Consider the following 17489-nt stretch of genomic DNA (forward strand, 5'->3'; position numbering starts at 1 on the left):
GGATTTACAATACGTACAATAACAAAGACGGAAAGTTAAAATATGATTTTGAAATATTAGAAAAAGTAAAAATATACGATGATGAAGGTGTATATAGTTATGTCTATAGAAATGTAAAAGATCAAGAGTTAACGATTCGACACTTAATCCAATAGGATCTGTTATATTAATCGCAGTATCAAACTCATCTTGTTTTTAACGCTATATTTTCATTATCCATCTCTATAATTAAAATTTTTACTCTAAATGGGGGTAACATTTTACTCAAAAAAGACACTATCTTATAAGAAACCATAAGTAAGGTTATACCAATCATAATAATCAATAGCTTACTAGCATAATTAGCTGGCTTCTATTATCTTTGGCGGCTCATTTTGTGGTAAATACAAGATCAGTATATGAATTATAAAAATTATATTCTTGCAGTAATAAGTCTTATCTGTTTGGCTGGATGTCGTAGCATTTCGGTAAATAAAACTGCAATGCATACAGCTACAACCACTCCAATTGCATTAGGAGTTATTGGGATTCATGAAAACCATATACTTAACACTGATTTTCAGGTAACTACAATCCCTACATACAAAAAAGCAATCAGGACTGGCATTACCACTACAAATTTTGACAAAGCTACCTACAAAGCATATCTAGCTGCATCACAACACAATGCACAACAGATTACCTATGTAGATTCACTAGATAACAAACCTCAGTTTCTCAAAATCGAATTGATTGATTGGGTAACAACCATAGCAGAACTTGAAGAAGCATATAATCAACAAACTATTGAATATCTAAAACGTCAGGAAGATGCAGAAATAATCTCATCAGTTTCTATGGCAGTATCTCAAGATATGATAAATGAGATGCATACTGCAGAAGCGGTATTTTTGATAAATAAAAACTATAAACAATATGAATTATCACTGGTAAAAAATGGCAAACCATATAAAACCATTGATTTTTCAGATGTCACCATATTTGGATATCGATTATCTTATTTCTGTTGGGGAGAAAATGATAAAAGAAGGGTAACACTGTTTGACATTGTAGATGAAAATGACAACTGCCCAAAAAACACGTATAAAAACGCAGAAAAAGCAAAAGATAAAATAGATTATTTTAAGTTATAGCTATCTATATACTAGCCATGTATTTAGATAAAACACGCTAAAAAAGAGCATCGATTCGAGTATTTTATCAAAATGAAGACGAGACTAAAAATTTATCGAGAATATCTTTTAAAAATTCTTAGTTCTATTTTTGATAGGCTTTACCTTATTGGTCGAAGCATTCGTATTGGCAAATTACGTAAAAGCTTAAATATGCAATATATTATTACATCTAGTATTTTTTTGCAAACTAAGAAAATGAAAACACTACTATGAAAAAAGAATTTATATATATCTCAATACTGTTATTCACCTTATTAGGATGCGAAGAAATCCTTTTTGAAGAGGATATTACGGATGATATAGTCACACTCGTAGCTCCATCCAATGGATCACAGGTAGAAAGTACTGCTGTTGCCTTTAGTTGGAACGCTGTTGATCAAGCTACATCCTATAGACTTCAGATTGCGAGACCAACCTTCGAAAATGCAACACAAATTGCAGAAGACACAACAATAACCGCTACTAATTTTAGTACCACTTTGGTAAAAAACAGTTACGAATGGAGAGTGAGAGCACAGAATTCTGGGTCCCAAACCATATATGCTACAGCTGGTTTTAGTATTATCGAGAGTGAAGATTTTTCTGCAAGAGATGTGATACTTTCTTCACCACAGGATAATATTATCCTTAATAATGCATCGATTACCTTACAATGGGAAACAGTTACAGATGCTACTTCATATAGAATACAATTATTAGACGAAAGTGATCAGGTAATTGACGAAAATACCAGCTCCACAAATTCGATTCAACTTACATTTCCAGAAGGTATTACCAAATGGCAGGTTCGTGCAGAAAACAATACACAAAATACATTATACTTTACCAGAACCTTAACGGTAGATACTATGAATCCCAAAAAACCTGTGGCAACAACTCCTGCAAATCAAGCTACGCTAACAGATGCGATCGTATCGTTTTCATGGACTAGAGAAGTTGTAGAAGGTAGTACAGAATTTGATAGTATCTATGTATATCGCAATATGCAGTTAACAGATTTGGTAACCAAAGATCAAGCAACTTCTCCTACGGATATTACTTTAGACACCAATAACACCTATTATTGGTTTATTAAAGCATTCGATGAAGCAGGTAACCAGAGTGAAGCCAGTGACACATTTAATTTTACTATAAATTAACAAGATGCTTAAAGGAAAGAAAGGATTATATGTATTATTACCACTGGTTGTATGTATCTGGGGCGCTATCATTTTTCAGGTAGTAGACGCGTTCTCTGATGAAGATCCTGTAATTGCAAATACAAATCCTATTTCCTTTGCAACCATTAAAACCAAAGAAAGAGAAAAATTTACGATCGGAGAGGTTGATAGAGATCCTTTTTTGGGCACCATCTATAAACCTAAAAAAGTAATTAATCAAAATCCTAAACCTGTAGCAAAAAAACAAGAAATCGTATGGCCGTCTATACGATATAAAGGATTGGTTTCTGCACAGAATAATTCATCTGCCATTTTTATGGTAGAAATCAATGGATCGGATCAATTAATGCGAATCAATGAATCATTCTCTGAAGTAAAACTCATAAAAGGTACTACTGGCACTATCAAACTACGATATAAAGGTTCAACAAAGCAATTTCAAATTTTGAATTGAAAATATTATATAAAATAAAAGCCCAAGCCATGCAATTTGCATTGCTTATTTCTGTAATTATTGCAATACTGCTTAGTGCCTTCTTATTACTCACTCATGTACAATCATTCTTTAGAATTAAATCACAAGAATTAATTAAAGCTTCAGAATTAGCAAGTCTTGCTTTAGTAGAATCATTAGAAAATAATTCCATTACTAAAGATACGATCAGGACTAATATTGACACTAAAACCCTAAAATTAGTATCTAATTATCACGGTATTTGGACAAAAACCATAACTGAAGCTGTTGTTAAAAACAGAAAAATTAAACAGGCAGCTTTTTCTGGAACAGCGATACACTCAAAAACCGCTAACCTATATCTAGCAAACAAAAACTCACCATTAGTTGTTGTAGGAAATACTCGATTAGAAGGTAATAGCTACCTGCCGAAACAAGGTATTAAGGCTGGTAATATATCTGGAAATTATTATCAAGGATCTAGTCTATATTATGGACGCACCGTTGAAAGCAAACCAAATATTCCTGAGCTTGATACTTCCTGGATTTCTTATATAGAGTCACTGCTTAAAGGTGCTTATCTTGATGAAGATCATATAATCCCGCTAAGCATAGAGATTAAGAACTCCTTTTACGATCCAACTAAAACCATTTATAGCAATGAAACCATTACGCTAGGAAACGAAAACATCGCTGGAAATATTATTATCCAATCGACATCAAAAATTGTGATCACTGCCGCTTCACGACTAACAGATGTTGTACTCATTGCGCCAACAATTATTGTACAGGATAATGTAAAAGGTAGATTTCAACTCATTGCAACAAAAAAAATTGAAGTAGGAACACAATGTCACCTCTACTACCCTTCTTCTGTAACATTATTAGACAAAACTGCAACATCCAGCACTAATCAAGGAAATGCAATACAGCAGAGAATTCCTAATTTGATCATAGAAAAAAATACTACAATCGAAGGTGTTCTTTTATACTTAAAGAAAAAACAAGAAGTACAGAACCGAATCAAAACACACCTAAAAGTGGAAACTGGTGCACAAATTATTGGTGAAATATATTGTCAAGGTAATGCAGAATTTCTGGGTACAGTAAAAGGATCATTATTCACCCATCAATTTATCGCTAATCAATCAGGATCTGTATACCTTAATCATTTGTATAATGGTAAAATATTAGTAAACCCTATTCCTGATTATGCAGGATTACCATTTAAAAACTCCAAAAAAAATGTAGCGACATGGTTATACTAAAAAAAATAAGAGCTGCTACATTGATTGAAACGCTAACCGCTTCGGTTCTCATCATTATTGTATTTATGATTGCCAGTTTAAGTTTTAATAACATATTTACCAATCATATAAAAAGAGATCGAAGTACGATAGAAAATAGAATTAAGGAATTAGAATATTTGGTTATTCATGAGAAAATCCGTCTTCCATATACAGAAGATTTTGACTCTTGGGAAATAGAAATTATTTCTAAAAACAATAAAACGATAGTACTATATAATCAAGGTACGATAAGTAACGAAAAACAATTGATCCTGCGTGATTAAAAAAACTCATAAAATAAAGGCATTTACACTAACTGAAATGATGGTAGTAATTGTTATTTCTGCTATTGTAGTAGGATTAGCATTTACGGTTCTTGGTATTGTACAAAATAATATGAGAAGTATTGAAAATAATTACGAGTATCAATCAAAAATACAATCGCTAGAAGTCGCTTTAACTATAGACTTTACGAAATATCCAGTTGCAGAATGGAATCCAAAAGAAAATGAACTAACACTCTCTTCTCCTATTGAAAACCGCACCTACACTTTTGTTTCGGATAGTATTGTAAACGATCTCGATACTTTTGCATTGAAAACGAAAAATGTAACATACTATTTTGAAGGAGAAGAAGTGAAATCTGGTAGAATAGACGCTATCAAATTAACTTTTAATGACACTAAGGATTTACATCGTATTTTTGTCTATAAACGTAACGATCCTACGATCCATTTCTGAATATGGGAATAAAAATCGCAAATACTAAAAAGCAAAAACCAAAGGATAATTCTTTTGATATTTCTGAAATCTTAACCAAAGAGATTACACTATTTGGAAATTCGTTTAACAACAAAAAGAAAGAACAATGGTATGCAGAACTTAGTGTGTTATTAAAATCAGGGATCGATCTAAAAAGTGGTTTAGAACTATTATCAGAAACACAAAAAAAAGAAAAAGATCAAAAGTTAATGACAATGATGTTATCCCAATTAATAGATGGTAACTCATTTTCTGATATTCTAAAAAAAGATAAAAACTTTACTGATTATGAATATTATGCAATAAAGATTGGAGAACAAACAGGACAACTAGCTCAAATCACACTTGAATTAAGTGAATTTTACAAACGAAAAAATGACCTAAGAAGAGAAATCATTTCGGCGCTCACCTATCCAATCATAGTATTATTCACAGCATTAGTTGTTATCTTTTTTATGCTTAGATATGTAGTTCCTATGTTTGTTGACATTTTTAAACAAAATAATGTAGAGCTTCCTGGTGTTACCAAAGGAATTATCAATTTCTCTGAATTTACAGAAGAAAATGGATTACTAATTCTAATATTTGTAGCGATAGGAGTTCTATCTATCTACTTTATTTCAAATAAACCATGGTATCGAAAGTTTTTAGGAAACTTACAGCTTAAAATACCTGTTTTAGGGAACTATTTTAGAAAAATTTATATGGCTCAGTTTACGCAAGCACTTTCTCTATTAACCCATGCAAAAGTACCGATGGTGGATAGTATTGATTTAGTAAAAAACATGATAAACTTCTACCCTTTGCAACAAGGTTTAGCTCAAACAAATCAAGCTGTAATTGCTGGAGACAAATTAAGTGCTGCCTTTTCAAAAAGTTCAATTTTTGATAAAAAACTGATTGCAATGATTCGGGTAGCCGAAGAAACCAATCAAACTGAATTCATTTTTCAAAAGTTGAATGAGCAATATAATCAACAAGTAAAACATCAATCACAGGTGATTTCTAACGTATTAAATCCTTTATTAACCATTATGGTAGGAATCATAGTAGGAGTCATCTTAATTGCTATGTATTTACCAATGTTTAGATTGAGTAGTGTTATTGGATAATATTTAATCTCCAAAACACGAGAATACTAATTTTTCACAAGATTATACAAGTAGATACTACCAAAAACATGATACATTCGCTTATCAAGTAGGTAAAAAAGACACCATGAAAAAAGACGACCTAAATGCTAAACTAGAGCTATCCAAAGAGGATATGAAACAATATGGTTATACCATTATAGATCATATTGTAGCGCATTTTGAAACTCAGGACACTAAAAAACCTGTAGCTATTGCTACTAGAGAAGAAATGGACTCTCTATTAACTGAAAGCATCCCAAACCAACCAACCCCTGCCAATGAAGTTCTGGAATTTGTAATGGAGCAAGTTATTCCTCAGAGTACTATTGTATCACACCCTAAATCATATTCTTTTGTACCAGGTCCAAGTAATTATATAAGTGCTATGGCAGATACCATTGCCACAGGCTTTAATATATTCTCTGGTGGTTGGGCGGCATCTCCAGGAGCCGCCGAATTAGAAATTTTGACAATGAATTGGTTGTTGGATATTTTCGGTTTCGGAACAAAACTTGGAGGCGGTATTTTTACAAGTGGAGGTTCTATGGCTAATCTTACAGCTTTGGTAACCGCCAGAAGAATCAAATGTGGAGATGATTTTTCTAAAGCAGTGATATACCTATCTGATCAGGCACATTCATCAAATATAAAGGCTATAAAAGTAATTGGCTTTAAAAAAAGTCAGATACGAATTATTCCTACGGATCTGGAATTCAAAATATCACTTAATAAATTAAAAAATGCAATTGCCAAAGATCGTTTACAAGGATTAGAACCTTTTTGTATGATTGCCTCTGCAGGAACTACAAATACAGGAACTGTGGATCCTCTTGATGAAATTGCAAAAATCTGTAAAGACGAAAACCTATGGTTCCATATAGATGGCGCCTATGGCGGTGCAGCTATATTGGCTAACAACGGAAAAGAAATATTAAAAGGTATTGAAAAAGCGGATTCTTTAACTGTAGATCCTCATAAATGGTTTTTTCAACCCTATGAAATGGGATGTTTATTGGTAAAGAATCATAATTGGCTAAGTGGAACTTTTAGTGAGAAACCAGAATACTTAAGAGATGTAGAAGGCAATGAATCCGAAATCAACTTTTATGATCACGGAATCCAACTAACTAGACGTTTTCGTGCCTTAAAGTTTTATATGTCCTTAAAAACATTTGGTCTAGACTCTTTTAAAAAGGCGATACAATACAATATTGAATTAGCTGAACAAACAGAAGACATCTTAAGAAAGAGTCCTAAGTGGGAAATTATCTCTCCAGCTACCTTAGCGGTCATAAATTATAGATATCACCCTATCGACCAGAAACTATCTGAAAAAGAAATTGATATTATCAATCAGAAAATCTCTGAAAAAATAATTAATTCAGGAGAAGCATTGTTAGTGACAACAGTTCTGCTAGGACAAGTTGTATTAAGAATGTGTTTGATAAATCCAAGAACTACGATCCAACATATTAAAGAAACCATAACACAATGTGAAGTGTTTGGAGATGAAATATTATCTCAGAAAAGCGATATCTAAACCATGGTTAATTGAACTACATAACCTTCATTATTGCGAACGTTAAAAACGGTATCATCTTCAAAAATAAGATATTGACCCTTAATACCTTTCAAAACACCTGAGTACTCAGGTGTTTTTTCTAAGTTTAAACTTTTTAACTTATTCGGATATGCTAATACAGGAAAATCCAATTCCGTTTCTTTATTTTGCGCTATAAAATATTCTTTTGCTTCATCAGGAATATACTCCTTAAGACGATCTCGGTATTCTGTTAAGTTCTTATCTTCAACTTCATTTTTGAGCATTTTACGCCAGTTGGTTTTATCCGCAACGTGATCCTTTAAAGCTACCTCTGTAATACCTGCAAGATACCTATTAGGCACTTCTACAATTTCGATAGCTTCGTGCGCTCCTTGATCAATCCACCTGGTTGGTACCTGAGACTTTCTGGTTACACCTACTTTAATATTACTTGAATTAGCCAGATATACTATATGAGGTTGAAGTTGCGCTTTTTTTTCAAAATCAAGATCTCTATCTTCAATATCTAAATGCGCTGTACTTAATTCAGGACGCATCACCCAATCTCCTACCTGAGGTTGATTATAAAAATCATCATAACAATATCCTTGTCTGTATATTTTTTTATTCTCGCCACAAGCTAAACACTGATACCCTACAAATTTTATGCTTAAGGTTTTATTCAATAATTGATTGACATGAATAAAATCAGATTCGAAAACCAAATAATATTGAATTGGGCTTCCTATCTCTGTTTGCATTTTAGTGAGTACTCCTTGATATTGCATAAAAAGTTCAGTTATAAGTTAAATCTATAAAAAGAATGTTATTATTTTTATTATTTTAGTTTCCGATGAAAGTCAACCACACAATCATATTAATGCTAATTACAGCCTAAAGATACATCAAAAAATGCCAATCCCTTTAGTTAATTCTATAGCCAGCTGGTTTCTAAAAAAGCGTTTTCATCAGATGGAGCTTTTCCTGAAGTACCCCAATGAGGTACAGCTGGAATTATTACACATTTTATTAGAAACTGCCAAAAATACTGAGGTTGGGAAACAATATGATTTTTCATCTATATATAGCTACGAAACTTTTAAAGAACGTGTTCCTATTCGGTCTTATGAAGATTATGAAGAAATGATTGAACGTAGTCGTCTTGGAGAACATAATATTTATTGGCCAACTCCAATTAAGTGGTTTGCAAAATCCAGTGGAACTACCAATGCCAAAAGTAAGTTTATTCCTGTTAGTCAAGAATCTCTAGAAGATTGTCATTATGCCGCAGGAAAAGACCTTTTATGCATGTACCTTAATAATAATGAAAACTCTAAACTGTTTACAGGAAAAAGTTTACGCTTAGGAGGAAGTAAAGAACTATACAAAGAAAACGGTACCTCGTTCGGAGATTTATCTGCAATAATTATAGATAATATGCCTTTTTGGGCAGAATATAGCTCTACTCCTAGCAATGAAGTTTCTTTAATGAGCGATTGGGAAACCAAGATGATCGCAATTGTAAATGAAACCGTGCAGGAAAACGTAACTAGTTTGGCTGGAGTACCTTCTTGGATGTTGGTATTATTAAATCAAGTATTAGAAACAACAGGACAAGAGCAACTTTTTGAAATCTGGAATAATCTAGAAGTATATTTTCACGGAGGAGTAAGTTTTGAACCATATATAGATCAGTATAAAAAAATACTTCCTCGAGATTCTTTTAGGTATTACGAAATTTACAATGCATCAGAAGGGTTCTTTGCTATACAGGATCGTAATGAATCCTCAGAACTTCTACTTATGCTCGATTATGGTATTTTTTATGAGTTCATACCTATGGACACCTATGGCACCAATAAGGAAACAGTAATTCCACTAAGTGAAGTGGAAATTGGTAAAAACTATGCTGTCATTATTACCACAAATGCAGGATTGTGGAGATATAAGATTGGTGATACAGTTAGGTTTACTTCTATAAATCCTTATAGAATAAAGGTATCGGGACGCACCAAACACCATATTAATGTATTCGGCGAAGAACTTATTATTGAAAATGCCGAAGAAGCACTTAGGAAAACAACTAAAGAAACTAACTGCGAGATTATTGACTATACAGCAGCTCCTATCTTTATGAAAGGAAGAGAAAAAGGAGCTCATGAATGGATGATTGAATTTAAAAAACATCCTGAAGATCACATATTGTTTTCGAAAATTCTTGATCAAAACCTTCAAAACATCAATAGTGATTATGAAGCTAAAAGGTATAACAATACCACACTAAACATGCTAAAAATCAATGTTGCGAGAACAAATTTATTTTATGATTGGTTAAAAAAGAATGATAAATTAGGAGGGCAACATAAAGTTCCAAGGTTATCTAATACAAGAAAATACATTGATGAACTAGTAGTACTTAACAAAGTAAATTCTTACACACTTTAGCAATTCATTAAATGCTTGATTTTGACGATTACAAGCAAAATTCCCATTTAATTTTTGATTATTTTATGGTTTTACCGTAAAAATATTGCGTAAGAAATTGAATTTTTTGACAAAAAATGAGTATTTCGTCGATTAAAAAAAACGATTGATCTAAAAAATAAAAAATCTCTTTCTGTCACCTCTTTTTCGTATTAAATTTGTAACCAGTTAGTTATAACTATACCCAAAGTCCCAAAATATGAAAAATCTATTACTCAGCTTTATTTTTATATCTTTTTCTCTTGCAATGAATGCGCAAGAGAATGAAACTTCTATTATAGATAATCAAGTAGAAGAAAGTATTACTGAAAATAATGATTTTTTAGAAAAGCCTGCATCAGAAACTGTTATTAATACTGATAACCAAACAGTTAAACTAGACAAAATCTGTTATAGCGAGGTATCTAAAGTTGCTTTTTATGAAGCTTTATTATCTCAAAACGATTTTAAAATAAACCTTAAGAACAGTACTGATCTTGCAATAAAAAATACAGAAGAAATAATTACCAGAAAAATAGATGAAATACTTTATTCTGAAGAGGATTAAAACAACTTAACTAACCAATCAAAATATATACGAGCACCTCTATTTAAGAGGTGTTTTTTTTTACTAAAAAAGCTCCTTGTATCTAAAACACAAGGAGCTTTTTAATTATCTATCGATAAAGTTTACTTAAGATTAAGAAACTGCCTTCAATTTTTTAATTGTAGACTTATTTAGTTTCTTTTCTACGTAATCTTTAGTCACTCTCAATTCTGTTTCTTCACTCTCTGGTAATTCATACATCGCATCAGTAAGAATTGCTTCACATAAAGAACGTAATCCTCTTGCACCTAACTTATACTCCACCGCTCTTTCTACAATGTAATCCAAAGCTCCTGGAGTAATGGTAAACTCAATATTATCCATTTCGAAGAGCTTTTTATACTGTTTTATAATAGCATTTTTAGGCTCAGTCAAAATAGCTCTCAATGTATGCGTATCTAACGGATTCATATGAGATAACACAGGAAGACGACCAATTATTTCAGGGATTAGCCCAAAATCCTTTAAATCTTTTGGAATGATATATTGTAATAAATTATCCTTTTCAATGGTATCTTCAGATTTAGAAGCACTGAATCCCATTGCCTGCATATTTAAACGTTTTTGTATCGCATTTTCAATACCATCAAAAGCACCTCCTGCAATAAAAAGAATATTTTCTGTGTTGACTTCAATAAATTTTTGATCAGGATGTTTACGACCTCCTTTTGGTGGAACGTTTACCACTGTTCCTTCTAATAATTTAAGTAAAGCCTGTTGCACACCTTCTCCAGAAACATCTCTTGTTATACTTGGATTATCACTTTTACGAGCTATTTTATCTATTTCATCAATAAATACGATTCCTCTCTGAGCTTTTTCCAGATTGTAATCCGCAGCCTGCAATAATCTGGTAAGAATACTTTCTACATCTTCTCCAACGTATCCAGCTTCTGTAAGTACTGTAGCATCAACAATTGCTAGAGGCACATTAAGCATTTTAGCAATGGTTTTTGCTATCAATGTTTTACCTGTACCTGTCTGACCAACCATAATGATATTACTCTTCTGGATTTCTATATCATCATCGGTATTAGGCTGTAAAAGACGTTTATAATGATTATATACGGCAACAGACATAACCTTTTTGGTAAATTCCTGTCCGATCACATATTCATCTAAAAACTTCTTAATAGCCATAGGTTTACGAAGCATTAATTCAGTGCTAAGTTCTCCTGTTTCTTCATCTCTAGCTTCTTCTACAACAATTCCATGAGCCTGTACAATACATCGATCACAGATGTGTGCATCTAGACCTGCTATCAGCAGGTTAGTTTCTGGCTTCTTCCTACCACAAAACGAGCATTCTAAATCTTCTTTCGGCATAATTATCTAGTTCAAAAAATTTGTCTATCCTAATGACAGACTTGTTTCTAGGGGTGCAAATTAATTATTTGCTATTTAAAAATTATCATCTATTCTCTTGTAAGAATTTCATCAATCATTCCATACTCAAGAGCTTTGTCAGCTTTCATCCAATAGTCTCTATCACTATCTTCATATACTTTGTCGTAAGTTTGCCCAGAATGTTTCGCTATGATCTGATATAATTCTTCTTTTAATGTTAAAATCTCACGTGCTGTGATTTCTATATCACTTGCTTGTCCTTGAGCACCACCTAATGGTTGGTGAATCATCACTCTACTATGAGGTAAACCTGAACGTTTTCCTTTTTCACCAGCACACAATAAAACAGCTCCCATAGATGCCGCCATACCTGTACAAATTGTTGCTACATCTGGCTTTATAAATTGCATTGTATCATAGATTCCTAAACCTGCATATACACTACCTCCTGGTGAATTGATATAGATCTGTATATCTTTTGAAGAATCAACACTTTCTAAAAACAAAAGCTGTGCTTGTATAATATTCGCCACCTGATCATTGATACCAGTACCTAAAAAGATAATACGATCCATCATCAAACGTGAGAATACATCAAAAATAGCCACATTCATTTGACGTTCTTCGATAATATTAGGAGTCATCCCTTGTGGATACATACTAGTAATCATCTTATCATAGTAATTACTATTGATACCATGATGCTGCGTAGCGTATTTTTCGAATTCTTTTCCGTAATTCATATGTTCTTTTTCTGAAATTTTATTTTTATAAAAAAGGCGTTAACCAAATTATGGTTTAACGCCCTAAATATAAGTATAAATTCCTTATTAGTATATGTTGATTATTTGTAAACTTCTTTTACAAAATCATCAAAACTAACTTCTTTTTCCTTCAGTTTGACATTCTCTTTATAGTAAGTTAATAATTTCTGACTCATTAACTGTTCAGAAATTCTTTTTACTTCATCCTGATTAGATAATATTCTTGCAGCAATATCTTCTAACTCTTTATCTGCTGGTGACATTTGACCAAACTGAGCCATTTGTCCTTTTATTAAATCTTTTGCAAACGCTTTTAATTCTTCAAAGGTTACTTGAAGATTATTATCATTTACAATTTTTCCTTCAATTAATTGAAAACGTAGTCCTTTCTCGCTTTTTTCATATTCATCCTTAGCTTCATCTTCTGTTAAAGGTTGCTCTCCTGTAGCTTGAATCCATTTTTGTAAAAACTCTACTGGTAAATCAAATCTAGTATTTTCAAGAACACTCTCTGTAACGTCATTCAATAATTGTTGATCAGCCTGTTGTACAAACTGACGATCAGCATCCTGCTTAATTCTTTCTTTAAGCTCAGTAACAGATTTTACTCCATCTTTACCATATAACTTATCAAATAAATCTTGATCCAGATCTGCTAATTCTTGAGTATTAATTTCAGAAATTGTAAAAGTAACCTCTACATTTAAATCGTGTGCATCATCATGATCTATCTTTAATGCACTGATTAAATCATGATCATCAGAAAAAAGACCTTTAGTTTTGAACTTAAGTACATCTCCTACTTTAGCTCCAACAAATTTATCTAAGTTTTTCTTCCCTTTAATTTTATCCAAAGAAATCGTAGTTTGATTATTGATTTCCTTCTCTTCATTTACAAAAGTACCATTAATCAAATCATCCTTTTCTGCAACATCTTTTGCAACAAGTTTACCATATTGCTTCTGGATTGTTGTGATTTGATTATCAATCATTTCATCAGTAGCTACAATAGTATAATGAGTAATTGCTTTCTTACCATTAAGTTTTACCTCAAATTTCGGTGCTAAACCTAATTCAAATTCAAAAGAATAATCATCTGCGTCCCAATTGAAATTATCTTGTTCTTTTGGTAAAGGATTACCTAAAACATCAAGTTTTTCTTCAGTAAGATACTTGTTTAATGCATCCTGCAAAAGTTTATTCACCTCATCAACCAAAACTGCCTTTCCGTACTGTTTTTTTACCAAGCCCATAGGCACATGACCTTTTCTAAAACCAGGAATATTGGCATTCTTTCTATAATCTTTAAGGATGTTTTCTACCTTATCGTTATAATCTGCTTTTGCGATGTCTACTGTTACTACAGCATTTAACTCGTCTAACTGCTCTTTTGAAATATTCATTATCTCTACTTTTTGTACTAAAAATCGGGTTGCAAAAGTAATACTTTTTTACAACTCAACAAAGTTTTAACTTCCTGAAAAACAGTTAGCTTTTATCTTTCTTTAAAATAGAGTATAATATCGATTGAAACATCGACAACAAAACACTGAATATTAATGCCCACAGCCATCCGTTAACGCTAAATCCTGATATAAAATGATCTGCCAATAAAATGATTGCAGCATTAATTACAAGCAAAAATAATCCCAAAGTTACAATAGTAACAGGCAGCGTAAAAATAATCAGCAACGGTTTAACTACAGCATTCAAAACAGCCAAAACCACAGCTACTATCAATGCACTAACGTAACTATCAACTCCTACTCCAGGAAGAATTTCGGCAAGCACTAGCACCGCAATGGCACTAAGAATCATTTTTAATACGAATTTCATAGGTATTAGTTTAAGCTATTAAAGTACTAAAAACAATGTAATAAAAAAACCTGCTAAGAAATTAGCAGGTTTTTTTATTACATTGTTTCTTAAAACTAGTTCACTTCGTTACTAAGTGTTACGGTTCCGTAATCTCCAGGATTAACACTTGGTAAAACAGCTCCATACGTTGTTTCTACAGCATCCATAATACCGTTAGCAATTATAGCATATCCTCTAGGTGTTGGGTGTACACCATCTAAAGAAAATCCACCACCACTTACAAAAGCATCAGTAACAATACCTCCATCAAATGGTATTCCTCCATTAGCTAATTGAACTAAATCAGAAGCAGCATCATAAAATGCCAATCCATTCGCAGAAGCAAGTCCTTGGATAGTCGCATTATAAGAAGCCTGAGCATTATTGATTCCTGACACTTCTGATGCTGTTAATACATATTGATCTTCTAAAGGCCAGGTAACACCATTTACAGCAAATTGACCTGCTTGTTCTTGGGTTAATCCAACACCAACTAATTCTGTAAATCTGTCCATATTTAATTGACCAATAACACCAGAACTAGTAAGCACCAACAAATCATTGGCAGTTGCTTGTCTAGCTTGTCCGAACTGAGCTCCTAATATCGGAGCTAAAGGTCCAAAGGTTGGTGTTAAAACTTGAGTCAAAGCAGCAGATATGTCCATTAAAGATTCATCCTTGATCACTACTGCACTTGCGGCAGTTGTAGAAAATTGAATTGATCTTTCTGGAACATTCAAAAATGCAAACGCTTGATTCAATCCTGCATATGTTGCATTTAGCGTTGGGATTTGTGGTCCAAAATTAGGATCTAATGGGCTTAACGGCGCAAAAGGCACAGTTGTAAAAAATGGTATAGAAGTTACATTTGGTAGATTAACCAACACACCCTTAGCTCCATTTGCAGTAAGTGCATCCACTAATTGGCTATATACACCAGCAAAAGTTGTATTATTAGTGATGTCATTTCCACCATAGTTAGCAGGGTTCATCTCACCTGTTACATTATGATCGACACCTACACCGCCAGAAGTGGCATAACTAAGAATATCATTATTACCAATCCACAAGCTAAAAAAAGTAGGGTTTTGTGCAATCGCATCACCTAATACCGTAGCATCTGGTGAAGAGGCAAATCTCACAAAATATGGATTAGCTAAACCTGCGGTAACACCCGCAACATTTCCATATCCAGGAGCTGCTAAATGATAACTCTTTGCTCCAGGCACGCCTGTATTATTAAAAGACCCACTAAGAACGTTGCTAATTTCTGTTGTTGGAGCAGCTCCAGTATATATTGCTGGACCAGGATTACCTTCTGCATCAAAAGCCAGTACAAATCTGTTATTAAGAATCTGTGTTCCTCCTAATAAGGCTCCTCCAGCATTATCAGCCATTAATGGCTGAGTAAAATCTCCACCTCCAGCTAATGCAAATTGCTGAGAAAGAATATTGGGATAAGAATTTTCTTGTCCAGTAATATATAGTGCGCTATCCGCAAAACCAGCAGTTAAAGAATTCCCTAAGGCTACATAATTAGAGAAATCTGCTTCACCACTAGAATATACTCCTGCTTCATCAATTGGATTATCAAATTCTGGCTCACATGCTACTAATCCTAATGCCAGAATTGCTAAATATTTTATATTGTTTTTCATCTTCAAAATTATAATTTATAAGTTAAACCAAGTCCTGGCGCAAAAGCGCTTGATTTATATGTTCCTCCAAAAGAAGTTACCGCTCCTGATACAGGATCAGCTGCAAAGTCATATGATTCATTTACTTCCTCAAATCTTAAATAGAAGAATGATGCATCAATTGCTAATTTTGGTGTAATTGCAAAACTCACACCTCCCGTAAATCCTTGAGAATCGTTACGTGGCGTTTCTGGAGCAAAGAATCCAGATCGAACTGGAGATTCATCGAAATAATATCCTGCTCTCAATGAAATCTTAGAGGTAGCATCATATTGTAGACCAAAACGATATACAGATGAGTTTTTATAATTACGAACATTTAAAGAACTTGCTCCTGTACCAAATTGAAGGTCCAAAGATTCATAAACATCCCAGAATTGTCTGTTATAATCAAATGCAAATAACCACTTTTTATGAAACTGGTAAGAAAGTCCTACTGACAATTCTGCTGGCAACGGTAATTCTGCATCAAAAGTTGTAGTTCCATTTGCTGGTAACAATGGAGAATTAGGGAAATTGCTAAAAGTAGCTTCTCCACCTTCGGCTTCAAGAATAATTTCACTTCTATAACTAAATCCTAATCTAAAATTTTCGGTAGGATTAAACATAGCACTTACACTCCATCCCCAATTACTTACACCAGAATCATCTACAGTAATATTTGAACGATTACCATCTATATCAGTTAATGTTCTACTAGCATTACGATTAAAGTTAACAGAACCTGTTACATAAATAGGTCCACCACCAATACTAAAATGATCAGAAAGTTTAATAGAAACTACTGGTTGTATATAAATTGCAGCTAACTCAATATTATTAACTAAATGAGATCCAGCCCAATCTGTTGGCCAAGTAACTTCACTACCATAAGGAGTATATACTCCTAGACCCAATGCTAGCCAATCGTTAACTTTATAAGAACCATATATGTTAAGTGGAGTTCCTACAGAGCTATCAGTTTCTGAAGAAATCCCAAGCTCTGAATTCTGATAAATTACATCTGTAAAAATACCACTGGCACCAACACTTACGTTCAACTTGTTTTCTAAATATACAAGACCAGCTGGATTAAAGAATACTAGCTCTGCACTATTCACCACGGCAACACCTGTGTGCCCCATAGCCATCGCTCTCTGCCCTTGCACACTAACTCTATATCCACCTGCATAAGTAACCAAAGTCACCAAAGCGAATAGAACTAATAATAGTAGTTTTTTCATAATAAATTCTAATTG

At 33.0% G+C, this 17489-nt stretch carries 17 protein-coding genes; 10 read left to right on the forward strand and 7 right to left on the reverse strand.

The annotated features are described in order from the left end of the window. The first annotated feature begins 398 nt into the window (after positions 1–398). From QBK95_RS06750 to QBK95_RS06785, 8 genes are all read left to right on the forward strand, one after another. Entirely contained in the window at positions 399–1133 is a 735-nt protein-coding gene (locus tag QBK95_RS06750) for a hypothetical protein (RefSeq protein WP_280931882.1), read from the forward strand. A 251-nt stretch (positions 1134–1384) separates the two neighbouring features. Next, positions 1385–2314, forward strand: coding sequence for a hypothetical protein (locus QBK95_RS06755; RefSeq protein WP_280931884.1), 930 nt, complete (start codon positions 1385–1387; stop codon positions 2312–2314). A 4-nt stretch (positions 2315–2318) separates the two neighbouring features. Further along, on the forward strand, positions 2319–2789 hold the full coding sequence (locus QBK95_RS06760) for a hypothetical protein (RefSeq protein WP_280931886.1): 471 nt from the start codon (positions 2319–2321) through the stop codon (positions 2787–2789). 29 nt (positions 2790–2818) lie between these two features. Beyond that, positions 2819–4057: a hypothetical protein gene (locus QBK95_RS06765; protein WP_280931888.1), complete on the forward strand. Its 1239-nt coding sequence runs from the start codon at positions 2819–2821 to the stop codon at positions 4055–4057. Further along, a complete protein-coding gene (locus QBK95_RS06770; RefSeq protein ID WP_280931890.1) occupies positions 4045–4362 on the forward strand; it encodes a hypothetical protein in 318 nt (105 codons plus the stop codon). The genes QBK95_RS06765 and QBK95_RS06770 overlap by 13 nt, the downstream gene beginning before the upstream one ends. Then, positions 4355–4819: a prepilin-type N-terminal cleavage/methylation domain-containing protein gene (locus QBK95_RS06775; protein ID WP_280931892.1), complete on the forward strand. Its 465-nt coding sequence runs from the start codon at positions 4355–4357 to the stop codon at positions 4817–4819. The genes QBK95_RS06770 and QBK95_RS06775 overlap by 8 nt, the downstream gene beginning before the upstream one ends. A 2-nt stretch (positions 4820–4821) precedes the next feature. Next, the gene (locus tag QBK95_RS06780) at positions 4822–5952 is read left to right on the forward strand and encodes a type II secretion system F family protein (RefSeq protein ID WP_280931893.1); all 1131 of its coding nucleotides are present in this window, start codon (positions 4822–4824) and stop codon (positions 5950–5952) included. Positions 5953–6058: 106 nt separating this feature from the next. After that, positions 6059–7513, forward strand: coding sequence for a pyridoxal phosphate-dependent decarboxylase family protein (locus QBK95_RS06785; protein ID WP_280931895.1), 1455 nt, complete (start codon positions 6059–6061; stop codon positions 7511–7513). On the opposite strand, the gene QBK95_RS06790 is transcribed toward QBK95_RS06785, so the two are convergent. Further along, complete coding sequence (locus QBK95_RS06790) at positions 7510–8304, reverse strand: DUF2797 domain-containing protein (protein WP_280931897.1); 795 nt, start codon at positions 8302–8304, stop codon at positions 7510–7512. The genes QBK95_RS06785 and QBK95_RS06790 overlap by 4 nt on opposite strands. Positions 8305–8428: 124 nt before the next feature. Between QBK95_RS06790 and QBK95_RS06795 the strand changes: the two genes are divergently transcribed. Beyond that, a complete protein-coding gene (locus QBK95_RS06795) occupies positions 8429–9961 on the forward strand; it encodes a GH3 auxin-responsive promoter family protein (protein WP_280931898.1) in 1533 nt (510 codons plus the stop codon). A 238-nt stretch (positions 9962–10199) separates the two neighbouring features. Next, positions 10200–10547 carry a hypothetical protein gene (locus QBK95_RS06800; protein ID WP_280931900.1) on the forward strand — a complete coding sequence of 116 codons (348 nt, stop codon included), beginning with the start codon at positions 10200–10202 and terminating at the stop codon, positions 10545–10547. A gap of 132 nt (positions 10548–10679) precedes the next feature. Here the strand turns inward: QBK95_RS06800 and clpX are convergent, their stop codons facing one another. From clpX to QBK95_RS06830, 6 genes are all read right to left on the reverse strand, one after another. Then, entirely contained in the window at positions 10680–11912 is a 1233-nt protein-coding gene (gene clpX, locus QBK95_RS06805; protein WP_280931902.1) for an ATP-dependent Clp protease ATP-binding subunit ClpX, read from the reverse strand. An 89-nt stretch (positions 11913–12001) separates the two neighbouring features. After that, the gene (gene clpP, locus QBK95_RS06810; RefSeq protein ID WP_280931905.1) at positions 12002–12676 is read right to left on the reverse strand and encodes an ATP-dependent Clp endopeptidase proteolytic subunit ClpP; all 675 of its coding nucleotides are present in this window, start codon (positions 12674–12676) and stop codon (positions 12002–12004) included. 101 nt (positions 12677–12777) lie between these two features. Then, positions 12778–14100, reverse strand: a complete 1323-nt coding sequence (tig, locus tag QBK95_RS06815; RefSeq protein WP_280931907.1) for a trigger factor — start codon at positions 14098–14100, stop codon at positions 12778–12780. An 85-nt stretch (positions 14101–14185) separates the two neighbouring features. Beyond that, a complete protein-coding gene (locus QBK95_RS06820; RefSeq protein ID WP_280931909.1) occupies positions 14186–14533 on the reverse strand; it encodes a phage holin family protein in 348 nt (115 codons plus the stop codon). A 95-nt stretch (positions 14534–14628) separates the two neighbouring features. Further along, a complete protein-coding gene (locus QBK95_RS06825) occupies positions 14629–16212 on the reverse strand; it encodes an SGNH/GDSL hydrolase family protein (RefSeq protein WP_280931912.1) in 1584 nt (527 codons plus the stop codon). 8 nt (positions 16213–16220) lie between these two features. Further along, positions 16221–17474 (reverse strand): OmpP1/FadL family transporter, encoded by a 1254-nt coding sequence (locus QBK95_RS06830; protein ID WP_280931914.1) that lies wholly within the window; start codon positions 17472–17474, stop codon positions 16221–16223. Positions 17475–17489: the final 15 nt, after the last annotated feature.

This window comes from Aquimarina mycalae (assembly GCF_029906345.1).
GTDB lineage: Bacteria > Bacteroidota > Bacteroidia > Flavobacteriales > Flavobacteriaceae > Aquimarina.

What these genes read in the sequence shown, in the direction of transcription:
- QBK95_RS06750 (WP_280931882.1), top strand. Translation starts at nt 399, where the DNA reads ATGAATTATAAAAATTATATTCTTGCAGTAATAAGTCTTATCTGTTTG.
- QBK95_RS06755 (WP_280931884.1), top strand. Translation starts at nt 1,385, where the DNA reads ATGAAAAAAGAATTTATATATATCTCAATACTGTTATTCACCTTATTA.
- QBK95_RS06760 (WP_280931886.1), top strand. Translation starts at nt 2,319, where the DNA reads ATGCTTAAAGGAAAGAAAGGATTATATGTATTATTACCACTGGTTGTA.
- QBK95_RS06765 (WP_280931888.1), top strand. Translation starts at nt 2,819, where the DNA reads ATGCAATTTGCATTGCTTATTTCTGTAATTATTGCAATACTGCTTAGT.
- QBK95_RS06770 (WP_280931890.1), top strand. Translation starts at nt 4,045, where the DNA reads ATGGTTATACTAAAAAAAATAAGAGCTGCTACATTGATTGAAACGCTA.
- QBK95_RS06780 (WP_280931893.1), top strand. Translation starts at nt 4,822, where the DNA reads ATGGGAATAAAAATCGCAAATACTAAAAAGCAAAAACCAAAGGATAAT.
- QBK95_RS06785 (WP_280931895.1), top strand. Translation starts at nt 6,059, where the DNA reads ATGAAAAAAGACGACCTAAATGCTAAACTAGAGCTATCCAAAGAGGAT.
- QBK95_RS06790 (WP_280931897.1), bottom strand. Translation starts at nt 8,304, where the DNA reads ATGCAATATCAAGGAGTACTCACTAAAATGCAAACAGAGATAGGAAGC.
- QBK95_RS06795 (WP_280931898.1), top strand. Translation starts at nt 8,429, where the DNA reads ATGCCAATCCCTTTAGTTAATTCTATAGCCAGCTGGTTTCTAAAAAAG.
- QBK95_RS06800 (WP_280931900.1), top strand. Translation starts at nt 10,200, where the DNA reads ATGAAAAATCTATTACTCAGCTTTATTTTTATATCTTTTTCTCTTGCA.
- clpX (WP_280931902.1), bottom strand. Translation starts at nt 11,912, where the DNA reads ATGCCGAAAGAAGATTTAGAATGCTCGTTTTGTGGTAGGAAGAAGCCA.
- clpP (WP_280931905.1), bottom strand. Translation starts at nt 12,676, where the DNA reads ATGAATTACGGAAAAGAATTCGAAAAATACGCTACGCAGCATCATGGT.
- tig (WP_280931907.1), bottom strand. Translation starts at nt 14,100, where the DNA reads ATGAATATTTCAAAAGAGCAGTTAGACGAGTTAAATGCTGTAGTAACA.
- QBK95_RS06820 (WP_280931909.1), bottom strand. Translation starts at nt 14,533, where the DNA reads ATGAAATTCGTATTAAAAATGATTCTTAGTGCCATTGCGGTGCTAGTG.
- QBK95_RS06825 (WP_280931912.1), bottom strand. Translation starts at nt 16,212, where the DNA reads ATGAAAAACAATATAAAATATTTAGCAATTCTGGCATTAGGATTAGTA.
- QBK95_RS06830 (WP_280931914.1), bottom strand. Translation starts at nt 17,474, where the DNA reads ATGAAAAAACTACTATTATTAGTTCTATTCGCTTTGGTGACTTTGGTT.